Consider the following 9,696-nt stretch of genomic DNA (forward strand, 5'->3'; position numbering starts at 1 on the left):
GTGAAGGTCAAGGTTCAATCCTTCGCCGGCACCGACGCCGCAGAGATCGAGCTCAACGACGAGGTCTTCGGCCTCGATCCGCGCGCCGACATCCTGCACCGCGTTGTGACCTGGCAGCTGGAAAAGCGTCGCGCCACCGCGCGCGGCACCCGTGAGCGTGCCGATGTGGCCCGCTCGGGCAAGAAGCTCGGTCGTCAGAAGGGCGGCGGTGTCGCTCGTCACGGCGATCGTCGTGCTCCCGTCTTCATCGGCGGTGGTAAGGCGCACGGCGCCCGCGTCCGCGACTTCAATCCGGGTCTGAACAAGAAGGTTCGCGCCCTGGGTCTGAAGATGGCGCTGTCGAGCCATGCCAAGGCGGGTTCGCTGATCGTGATGAACGATCTGGCCGTCGAGGGTAACAAGACGAAGACGCTGCAGGGCGATCTGGTGAAGCTCGGCTTCGGCAAGACCGCGCTGGTCATCGATGGCGATGCCGTCGAAACGTCGTTCGCACTGGCCGCGGGCAACCTGAAGGAAATCAACGTCCTTCCGGCCGCCGGCGCCAATGTCTACGACATTCTGAAGCATGACACCCTGGTGCTGACGCGCTCGGCTGTCGAGAAGCTGGAGGCCCGTTTCCATGGCTAAGCAGCAGAAGGCGATCGATCCGCGTCATTATGACGTGATCGTCGCGCCGCACATCACCGAGAAGGCGACGCTCCTCAGCGAGCACAACGCCGTGGTGTTCAAGGTCGCCCCCGGTGCTACCAAGCCCGAGATCAAGGCGGCGGTGGAAGCGCTGTTCGACGTCAACGTCACTGGCGTGAACACCATCGTCCAGAAGGGCAAGACCAAGAAGTGGAAGGGCGCTCCGTACCAGCGCTCGGACATGAAGAAGGCGATCGTCACCCTCAAGGACGGTCAGTCCATTGACGTGACGACGGGGATCTGAGCCGATGGCACTCAAGCATTATAACCCGACGAGCCCGGCCCGCCGCGGCCTGATCCTCGTCGACCGCTCGGCGCTCTGGAAGGGCGCGCCCGTCAAGGCGCTTACCGAAGGCAAGCGCAAGACCGGCGGCCGCAACAACAAGGGCCATGTGACCAGCCGCGGTATCGCGGGCGGCCACAAGCAGCGTTACCGCTTCATCGACTTCAAGCGTCGTCAGTGGGACGTCGAGGGCACCGTGGAACGGATCGAATATGATCCCAACCGCACCGCCTTCATCGCGCTGATCAACTACGGCGCCGATGCCGAGGGCAAGGATAACGTTGCCTATATCATCGCGCCGCAGCGTCTGGCCGTTGGTGACAAGGTTATCGCGGGCAAGAAGACCGACGTGAAGCCGGGCAACGCGATGGAACTGGGCCAGATGCCGGTCGGCACCATCGTCCACAATGTCGAGATGAAGCCCGGCAAGGGCGGTCAGATCGCCCGTTCGGCCGGCACCTATGTGCAGGTCGTGGGCCGCGACAAGGGCATGGTCATCGTCCGCCTGAACTCGGGCGAGCAGCGCTACATCCATGCGAACTGCATGGCGACGGTCGGCGCGGTGTCGAACCCCGACAACGGCAACACCAACCTGGCAAAGGCTGGTCGCAACCGTTGGAAGGGCCATCGTCCGCTGACCCGTGGTGTGGCGAAGAACCCGGTCGACCACCCGCACGGCGGTGGTGAAGGCCGGACCTCGGGCGGCCGTCATCCGGTCACCCCGTGGGGCAAGCCGACCAAGGGTGCGCGCACTCGTCACAACAAGGCGACGGACAAGATGATCATCCGTAGCCGCCACGCCAAGAAGAAGGGCTAACACGCAATGGCTCGTTCCGTTTGGAAGGGTCCTTTCGTGGACCTCCATCTCCTGAAGAAGGCCGAAGTGGCTCAGGATGCCGGCAACCGCGCAGGTCCGATCAAGACCTGGTCGCGCCGCTCGACCATCCTGCCGTCGTTCGTCGGTCTGACCTTCAACGTCTATAATGGTCGCAAGTTCGTTCCCGTCTCGGTGAACGAGGACATGGTCGGCATGAAGCTCGGTGAATTCGCGCCCACGCGCTACTTCCCCGGCCACGCTGCCGACAAGAAGGGTAAGCGCTGATGTCGAAGCCCGCATCCCCCCGCAAGGTCGGTGACAAGGAAGCGCTGTCGGTCGGCACGCAGATCCGGGGTTCGGCGCAGAAGCTGAACCTGGTCGCGGGTCTGATCCGTGGCAAGAAGGTCGGCGACGCGATGAACATCCTCGCCTTCTCGACGAAGGCGATGGCCGTCGACGCGCGCAAGGTGCTCGCCTCGGCGATCGCCAACGCCGAGAACAACCACAACCTCGACGTCGACGCGCTCGTCGTCGCCGAGGCGTCGGTCGGCAAGTCGATCACCATGAAGCGTTTCGCGACGCGCGGTCGTGGCAAGTCGACCCGCATCCTGAAGCCGTTTTCGCGGCTCCGCATCGTCGTCCGCGAGCAGGAAGAAGCATAATGGGTCAGAAGAGCAATCCGATCGGCCTGCGTCTCCAGATCAACCGTACCTGGGACAGCCGCTGGTTCGCCGAAGGCCATGACTATGGCCGCCTGCTGCTGGAGGATCTGAAGATCCGCCAGTTCATCATGAAGACGCTGCCCCAGGCCGCGATCTCGAAGGTCGTCATCGAGCGTCCGGCCAAGCTGTGCCGCATCTCGATCTTCGCGGCGCGTCCGGGCGTGATCATCGGCAAGAAGGGCGCCGACATCGAAAAGCTTCGCAAGAAGCTGGGTTCGATGACCTCGTCCGAAGTGTCGCTGAACATCGTCGAGATCCGCAAGCCCGAAATCGACGCCAAGCTCGTCGCACAGGGCGTCGCCGACCAGCTCGAGCGTCGTATCGCCTTCCGTCGCGCCATGAAGCGCGCGGTGCAGTCGGCGCTTCGTCTGGGCGCGGAAGGCATCCGCATCACCTGCGGCGGCCGTCTGGGCGGCGCGGAAATCGCGCGGACCGAATGGTATCGTGAAGGCCGCGTTCCGCTGCACACGCTGCGCGCGAACGTCGACTATGCCGAAGCGCAGGCGCACACCGCTTATGGCGTGTGCGGCGTGAAGGTGTGGATCTTCAAGGGTGAGATCCTGGGCCATGACCCCATGGCGCAGGACCGGCTGATGATGGAGGCTCAGACCTCCGGCGTGCGCCCGGCGCGCGACGATCATCGCCGCTAAGGATCAAAGAACATGCTGCAACCAAAGCGCACCAAGTTCCGCAAGGCCTTCAAGGGCCGCATCCACGGCGATGCGAAGGGCGGCACGAGCCTGAACTTCGGTTCCTATGGCCTGAAGGCCATGGAGCCGGAGCGGATCACCGCTCGCCAGATCGAGGCGGCTCGCCGCGCGATCACGCGCCACATCAAGCGTCAGGGGCGCTTGTGGATCCGCATCTTCCCGGACGTTCCGGTTTCGTCGAAGCCCGCCGAAGTCCGCATGGGTTCGGGTAAGGGTTCGCCCGAATTCTGGGCCGCCCGCGTGAAGCCGGGTCGCATCCTGTTCGAACTCGACGGTGTCGACGGCCCGCTGGCCGCCGAGGCATTCGAGCGCGCCGCGATGAAGCTGCCCATCAAGACCAAGGTCGTTGCCCGCCTGGGCGACACCTCGCACCTCGGAGGCGAGTAATGGCCAAGACTGAATATACCGGCCAGAGCGACGACCAGCTCGTCGAGGCGCTGGGCAACCTGAAGCGCGAGCAGTTCAACCTGCGCTTCCAGGCGGCCACGAGCCAGCTCGAAAAGCCCAGCCGGGTCAAGGAAGTCCGTCGCGACATCGCGCGGATCAAGACCATCCAGGCGCAGCGCTCCGCTGCGGCTGCCAAGTAAGGACCGAGACACATGCCGAAGCGCGTGCTGACCGGGGTGATTGTCTCGGACAAGACCGACAAGACGGTCGTCGTCAATGTGGAGCGGAAGGTCAAGCACCCCCTCTACGGCAAGATCATCCGTCGGTCGAAGAAGTACCACGCCCATGACGAGGCGAACGAGTATAAGGCCGGTGAGACGGTGCGGATCGAAGAGACCGCCCCGATCTCGAAGCTGAAGACCTGGAAGGTCGTCGAGCGGGTCGATACCCACATGACGCCGGAACGGGCCTCGGCCGAGGGCTGAGTCCGTCGATCCCGTCCGGGGAGCCTGGCTCCCCACCCCGGTCAGCCTGAGCGAAGTCGAAGGCCACGGGAAGGACGGGACCACGGAGCCCTTCGGGGCACAGAGCGGATTGGTCGAAGGGCGCGAGGCGACTCGCTTGCCTTTCGGTCCAGGAGTGGCTAAGGGGCCTCTCCCCCTGGTGCGGTAGCCCCGCGCCGGGGGTCGTTTTTTAAGGCGGGGTAGGGTCGGTATCCTCCCCAGAAGAGAGAAGGAAGCGGATCCATGATCCAGATGCAGTCCAATCTCGACGTCGCGGACAACAGCGGCGCGAAGCGGGTGCAGTGCATCAAGGTGCTGGGCGGCTCGAAGCGCCGTACCGCATCGGTCGGCGACATCATCGTCGTCAGCGTCAAGGAAGCGCAGCCGCGTGGCCGCGTGAAGAAGGGCGACGTTCACCGTGCGGTGATCGTGCGTACCGCCAAGGACATCCGTCGCGCCGACGGTTCGGTGATCCGTTTCGACGGTAACGCCGCCGTTCTGGTCAACAAGAACGAGGAGCCGATCGGTACCCGTATCTTTGGCCCGGTCGTGCGTGAGCTTCGCGGCAAGAAGCACATGAAGATCATCTCGCTGGCGCCGGAGGTTCTGTAATGGCCGCTGCACGCATCAAGAAGGGTGACAGGGTCATCGTCCTGTCCGGCAAGGACAAGGGCAAGACCGGCACCGTGTCGCTCGCCATGCCGAAGGACGGCAAGGTCGTCGTGGACGGCGTCAACATCGCCACCCGTCACCGCAAGCCCACCCAGGCGAACCCGCAGGGTGGCCTGGAGCGCACCGCCGCTCCGCTGCACATCTCGAAGGTTGCGCACGTGACCGCCGATGGCAAGCCGACCCGCGTCCGTTTCGAGACGCAGGATGGCAAGAAGGTCCGCGTGGCCGTCAAGACCGGGGAGAAGATCGATGGCTGATTACAAGCCCCGCATGAAGGCTATCTATGACGATAGCATCATCAAGGCGATGACCGAGAAGTTCGGTTATAAGAACGTCAACGAGATCCCCCGGATCGAGAAGATCGTGCTCAACATGGGCGTGGGCGAAGCGACGCAGGACAAGAAGCGCGTCGACCAGGCCGCCTCCGAGATGGAGCTGATCGCGGGTCAGAAGCCCGTCATCACCAAGGCGAAGAAGTCGATCGCGCAGTTCAAGCTGCGTGAAGGCATGCCGATCGGTGTGAAGGTCACGCTGCGTCGCGAGCGCATGTACGAGTTCCTGGACCGCTTCATCACGATCGCGCTGCCGCGCGTTCGCGACTTTCGCGGCCTGAACCCCAAGTCCTTCGACGGTCGCGGCAACTATGCCTGCGGCATCAAGGAACAGATCATCTTCCCCGAAATCAACTATGACCGCATCGACAAGGTGCGCGGCATGGATGTGATCGTGACCACCTCGGCGAAGACCGACGACGAAGCGCGCGAGCTGCTGCGTCTGTTCGGCTTCCCGTTCCCCAAGGAAGACGCTGCCGACGAGAAGAAGGCGGCGTAACCGGACTGCCCCCTCTCCACGCCGGGGAGGGGGTCCTTACAGAAAGAGCTTAAGTCCATGGCGAAACTGAGTTCAATCAATAAGAACGAGAAGCGTCGTCTCCTCGTCAAGAAGTATGCCGGAAAGTACGCGAAGCTGAAGGCGATCGCGAACGACCAGAGCCTCGATGAGACCGAGCGTCTGATCGCGCGCCTGAAGATGGCCGAGATCCCCCGCAACGGCAACCCGACCCGTATCCGCAATCGCTGCGAGATCACCGGTCGCCCGCGCGCGTATTACCGCAAGTTCCGTCTCGCTCGCGTCATGCTGCGTGAACTGGCCAACAAGGGCCAGATCCCCGGCGTCACCAAGTCGAGCTGGTAAGGACCATTTGAGATGGCAGTGACCGATCCCCTGGGTGACTTGCTCACCCGCATCCGCAACGGCCAGCGCGCGCGCAAGGACTCCGTCCTGACGCCTGCGTCGAAGCTGCGCGCCCGCGTGCTCGACGTGCTCCAGCGCGAAGGCTATATCCGTGGTTACAGCGAAGAGCAGATGGGCCCCGCGGCCGGCATCCGCATCGAGCTGAAGTATTTCGAAGGCCAGCCCGCGATCAAGCATGTCGCGCGCGTCTCGAAGCCCGGCCGCCGTGTCTATTCGGGCGCGCAGGAGCTTCCGCGCGTTCGCAACGGCCTGGGCATCACCATCGTGTCGACGCCGCGTGGCGTTCTGTCGGACGCCGAAGCGCGCGAGCAGAATGTCGGTGGCGAAGTCCTGGCGGAGGTGTTCTGATGAGCCGCATCGGTAAGAAGGCGGTCCCGGTTCCGGCCGGCGTCACCGCGACCATCGCCGACAAGGTGCTGAGCGTGAAGGGTCCGAAGGGCACCCTGTCCATGCCGCTCGCCGACGAGATCACCTATGACGTCCAGGCGGACGCCATCTCGGTGCAGCCTGCCAACGCCACGAAGCGCGCCCGCGCCTTCTGGGGCATGCAGCGCACCATGGTGCAGAACCTCGTCACCGGCGTGACCGCAGGCTTCTCGAAGAAGCTGGTCATCACCGGCGTCGGCTACCGTGCCGCCGCTCAGGGCAAGAACCTGAAGCTGCAGCTCGGCTACAGCCACGACGTCAACATCGACGTGCCGGAAGGCATCGAGGTGAAGACGCCGGACGCCACCACCGTCGAAATCAGCGGTGCGGACAAGCAGAAGGTCGGCCAGCTGGCCGCCGAGATCCGCCGCTGGCGCAAGCCCGAGCCGTATAAGGGCAAGGGCATCAAGTACGACGGCGAGTTCATCTTCCGCAAGGAAGGGAAGAAGAAGTAATGACCAAGGGTCTCTCTCTTTTCGAGAAGCGCCGTCGGCGCAACCGTACCGCGCTGCGTGCGCGTGCGGGCACCCGTCCGCGCCTGTCGGTGCATCGCTCGGGCAAGCACATCTATGCCCAGGTGATCGACGACGAGGCGGGTCGTACCGTGGCTTCGGCCTCGACGCTGGAAAAGGACGTGCGCGGCCAGTCGGGCGCGAACGTCGCAGCGGCGACCGAAGTCGGCAAGCGCGTGGCCGAGAAGGCCAAGGCCGCCGGCGTCACGCAGGTCGTTTTCGACCGTGGCGGCTTCCTGTTCCACGGTCGCGTCAAGGCGCTGGCCGAGGCGGCACGCGAAGCGGGATTGGAGTTCTAATATGGCTGACGAGAACAACGTGGCCGTTGCCGGTGCCGAAGGCGCCGCGCAGGACGCGACCCAGGGTCGTGGTCCCCGGGGCGGCCGTGGCCGCGGTCCGGGCGGCGATCGCGGCCGTGGCGGCCGTGACGGCAACCGTGGTCGTCGCGACGACCGTCGCGGTGGCACCGAAGACCAGGGCGAAGAGCTGATCGAAAAGCTCGTCCACATCAACCGCGTCTCGAAGACCGTGAAGGGTGGTAAGCGTTTCGGCTTCGCCGCGCTCGTCGTGGTCGGCGATGGCAAGGGACGTGCGGGCTTCGGTCATGGCAAGGCGCGCGAAGTGCCGGAAGCCATCTCGAAGGCGACGGCTGCCGCCAAGAAGGCGATGGTCCGCGTTCCGCTGAAGGACGGTCGCACGCTGCATCATGATGGCAATGGCCATTTCGGTGCGGGCCGCGTGACGGTGCGGTCGGCACCCCAGGGGACCGGCATCATCGCCGGTGGTCCGATGCGCGCCATCTTCGAATCGCTCGGCGTTGCCGATGTGGTGACGAAGTCGGTCGGTACGTCGAATCCGTACAACATGATCCGTGCCACCTTCGAAGCCCTTGGCGAGCAGACCTCGCCCAAGGCGGTGGCGCAGCGTCGTGGCAAGAAGATCGCCGACCTGCTGGGTCGCGGTCACGGTGCCACCCAGCAGACTGCCGAGGCGGAAGCCGCGGCCGTCGTGGAGTAAGCGACCATGGCTACCATCAAGATCAAGCAGACCGGTTCGCCGATCCGCCGCACCAAGGACCAGCGCGCGACCCTCGTCGGCCTGGGCCTGAACAAGATGCACAAGGTTGCCGAGCTTCAGGATACCCCTGAAGTCCGCGGCATGATCCGCAAGGTGCAGCACATGGTTCAGGTGGTCGAGGGTTAAGCCCTTTCCCATCGGAACAAGCGAATTGGGGCCGTGGTCATCCTGGGGTGACCACGGCCTCTTTTCGTTGGGCATAAGCGCGTTGGCGGGGCCGCGATCGTCATAGGTCGTTCGTGGTTCACGAGGGCAGGGGTGGTTTGCCGGGAGCGAGGGGGGCTCCTACGGCGCTTCGATCCGTGGGATGTACGATGCCCAGGGCCCATCGCCATTCATGCTACCTCTCCCCTGGACAGGGAAGAGGGTTGGCGGAGCTTGCCAGCCTGCTGGCTGACGGAGCTTAGGTGAGGGGTTGAGCGAGCCATAGGCTCGCGCGCGCTCACGCTTTCCCCTCACCCAGCTCCGACCAAGCCCTTGCTTCTGCAAAGGCCAAGTCTGCGCAACCCTCTCCCTCTATGGGGGGCGAGGGAAAAGATGGACATATCTGAATGTAGATCCGGCCTCAGGCCCGCTCGGGCGTTGGCCGGCGGGGCGCGATATCTCCGCGTGCCGCAATCACCTCGCATCCACGCCGACGCCGATCCGCGTCGGCCAAGAGCCTCGGATCAAAGGCGCTCGGCTATTTGCGAAGACCCAGTATCCGCCCCAGATGGCGGAATTTGCGCTGGACCAGCCATTGCGCCTGATAGGCCGCCTGCGACACCTTGCCCAGGCTATCGGTGGCGTTGACGATCGGCTTGGTCTGGAAGCGATAATAGTTCTTGCTCAGCGCCTGATGCTGCTGGAGCCGTTCGTAGATCGAATATTGCAGCCCGATCTCGTCATTGGTGCGCACGCGCCGGTGCGGATGCTGGCCGAACAGCGGCAGGATCGCGCGGGTGTAGCAGATCGGGCCCGTGGTCTGGAGCGTGCCGGGCGCACCGATGCCCAGGCGCCAGGGGCTGTAATGATCGATATTGCCGAGCGTCCGTTTGATGACCGCTTCGAGGAAGGGATGCTTCGGCTCGGCGATGATATGCCACTGCTGTAGCTCGCCCTCGGGCATTTCGGGGAAGCGGACGGTGTCGTTCCCCCAATTCTCGTAACGTTCGCCCGGACGGTTCGCCCAATGCGAGGTCACGAACGAATCGTCGGGCCGCAACGTCTCTTCGAGCGGACGCGTCGTCGTGCTCTTGATGTCGAGATAGACCCCGCCGCGCGCATACATCAGCAGATAGCGGAACAGATCGGCCCGCGCCGCGCCGTACTCCGGCCTGATCCTGTCGTAGCTGGCCTGGACCTTCGCGCCATATTCGTCGCGGATGAAGTCGGCGATATCGGCATCGTCGTAAAGATGATGCGAAAAGCTCGGATTCTGCGTCTTGAGATGCTCGACATTGGCCAGCAGGTCATCGGACAGATCCTTCGTCCGATAGGTCTGGTGGATCAATCGAGGAATCCGGGCGGCGGGCGTCGAATTCATCGGTCGGCCTCATTCGTCGTTGAAAACTGGGAATCATGTGTAGCACGTCGGCAGATGAGGCAAGGCGTTTGCGCATAGGGTTCCGGGACGATTTGCGTCATTGACCGAGGTAGAGGGGACT

General features: G+C 64.1%; 19 protein-coding genes. 18 read left to right on the forward strand and 1 reads right to left on the reverse strand.

Annotation, left to right across the window (positions count from 1 at the left end):
- The 18 genes from rplD (at nt 1) to rpmD (ending at nt 8,176) form a co-directional block, all read left to right on the forward strand.
- Nucleotides 1-627, forward strand: a complete 627-nt coding sequence (gene rplD / locus SM191_RS05720; protein ID WP_341505342.1) for a 50S ribosomal protein L4 — start codon at nt 1-3, stop codon at nt 625-627.
- Nucleotides 620-931 (forward strand): 50S ribosomal protein L23, encoded by a 312-nt coding sequence (locus SM191_RS05725; RefSeq protein WP_322965695.1) that lies wholly within the window; start codon nt 620-622, stop codon nt 929-931. Before rplD ends, SM191_RS05725 begins: the two co-directional genes overlap by 8 nt.
- A 4-nt stretch (nt 932-935) precedes the next feature.
- Nucleotides 936-1,787 carry a 50S ribosomal protein L2 gene (gene rplB, locus SM191_RS05730; protein ID WP_261269267.1) on the forward strand — a complete coding sequence of 284 codons (852 nt, stop codon included), beginning with the start codon at nt 936-938 and terminating at the stop codon, nt 1,785-1,787.
- A 6-nt stretch (nt 1,788-1,793) separates the two neighbouring features.
- Complete coding sequence (gene rpsS / locus SM191_RS05735; RefSeq protein ID WP_037569384.1) at nt 1,794-2,072, forward strand: 30S ribosomal protein S19; 279 nt, start codon at nt 1,794-1,796, stop codon at nt 2,070-2,072.
- Entirely contained in the window at nt 2,072-2,449 is a 378-nt protein-coding gene (gene rplV, locus SM191_RS05740; protein ID WP_230481236.1) for a 50S ribosomal protein L22, read from the forward strand. The genes rpsS and rplV overlap by 1 nt, the downstream gene beginning before the upstream one ends.
- Nucleotides 2,449-3,159: a 30S ribosomal protein S3 gene (gene rpsC, locus SM191_RS05745; protein WP_341505343.1), complete on the forward strand. Its 711-nt coding sequence runs from the start codon at nt 2,449-2,451 to the stop codon at nt 3,157-3,159. Before rplV ends, rpsC begins: the two co-directional genes overlap by 1 nt.
- Nucleotides 3,160-3,171: 12 nt before the next feature.
- Complete coding sequence (gene rplP / locus SM191_RS05750; protein WP_007406071.1) at nt 3,172-3,606, forward strand: 50S ribosomal protein L16; 435 nt, start codon at nt 3,172-3,174, stop codon at nt 3,604-3,606.
- Complete coding sequence (gene rpmC, locus SM191_RS05755) at nt 3,606-3,806, forward strand: 50S ribosomal protein L29 (protein ID WP_267435509.1); 201 nt, start codon at nt 3,606-3,608, stop codon at nt 3,804-3,806. Before rplP ends, rpmC begins: the two co-directional genes overlap by 1 nt.
- Nucleotides 3,807-3,818: 12 nt before the next feature.
- Nucleotides 3,819-4,091, forward strand: a complete 273-nt coding sequence (gene rpsQ / locus SM191_RS05760; RefSeq protein ID WP_056430742.1) for a 30S ribosomal protein S17 — start codon at nt 3,819-3,821, stop codon at nt 4,089-4,091.
- A 261-nt stretch (nt 4,092-4,352) separates the two neighbouring features.
- The gene (rplN, locus tag SM191_RS05765; protein WP_007406105.1) at nt 4,353-4,721 is read left to right on the forward strand and encodes a 50S ribosomal protein L14; all 369 of its coding nucleotides are present in this window, start codon (nt 4,353-4,355) and stop codon (nt 4,719-4,721) included.
- A complete protein-coding gene (gene rplX / locus SM191_RS05770) occupies nt 4,721-5,038 on the forward strand; it encodes a 50S ribosomal protein L24 (RefSeq protein ID WP_341505344.1) in 318 nt (105 codons plus the stop codon). Before rplN ends, rplX begins: the two co-directional genes overlap by 1 nt.
- Nucleotides 5,031-5,612, forward strand: coding sequence for a 50S ribosomal protein L5 (gene rplE / locus SM191_RS05775; protein WP_307002215.1), 582 nt, complete (start codon nt 5,031-5,033; stop codon nt 5,610-5,612). The genes rplX and rplE overlap by 8 nt, the downstream gene beginning before the upstream one ends.
- Nucleotides 5,613-5,669: 57 nt before the next feature.
- Entirely contained in the window at nt 5,670-5,975 is a 306-nt protein-coding gene (gene rpsN / locus SM191_RS05780) for a 30S ribosomal protein S14 (RefSeq protein WP_058716514.1), read from the forward strand.
- Nucleotides 5,976-5,987: 12 nt separating this feature from the next.
- On the forward strand, nt 5,988-6,383 hold the full coding sequence (gene rpsH, locus SM191_RS05785; protein WP_267435508.1) for a 30S ribosomal protein S8: 396 nt from the start codon (nt 5,988-5,990) through the stop codon (nt 6,381-6,383).
- On the forward strand, nt 6,383-6,916 hold the full coding sequence (rplF, locus tag SM191_RS05790; RefSeq protein ID WP_307002213.1) for a 50S ribosomal protein L6: 534 nt from the start codon (nt 6,383-6,385) through the stop codon (nt 6,914-6,916). Before rpsH ends, rplF begins: the two co-directional genes overlap by 1 nt.
- Nucleotides 6,916-7,272, forward strand: a complete 357-nt coding sequence (gene rplR / locus SM191_RS05795) for a 50S ribosomal protein L18 (RefSeq protein ID WP_267435506.1) — start codon at nt 6,916-6,918, stop codon at nt 7,270-7,272. Before rplF ends, rplR begins: the two co-directional genes overlap by 1 nt.
- Nucleotide 7,273: 1 nt before the next feature.
- Nucleotides 7,274-7,990 (forward strand): 30S ribosomal protein S5, encoded by a 717-nt coding sequence (rpsE, locus tag SM191_RS05800; protein WP_307002211.1) that lies wholly within the window; start codon nt 7,274-7,276, stop codon nt 7,988-7,990.
- 6 nt (nt 7,991-7,996) lie between these two features.
- Nucleotides 7,997-8,176 (forward strand): 50S ribosomal protein L30, encoded by a 180-nt coding sequence (gene rpmD, locus SM191_RS05805; protein ID WP_307002209.1) that lies wholly within the window; start codon nt 7,997-7,999, stop codon nt 8,174-8,176.
- A 556-nt stretch (nt 8,177-8,732) separates the two neighbouring features.
- Here rpmD and SM191_RS05810 read toward each other — a convergent pair.
- Complete coding sequence (locus SM191_RS05810; RefSeq protein WP_341505345.1) at nt 8,733-9,575, reverse strand: glycosyltransferase family 32 protein; 843 nt, start codon at nt 9,573-9,575, stop codon at nt 8,733-8,735.
- Nucleotides 9,576-9,696 lie beyond the last annotated feature (121 nt).

It is taken from the genome of Sphingomonas sp. 2378, assembly GCF_038084995.1.
Taxonomy (GTDB): Bacteria; Pseudomonadota; Alphaproteobacteria; order Sphingomonadales; family Sphingomonadaceae; genus Sphingomonas.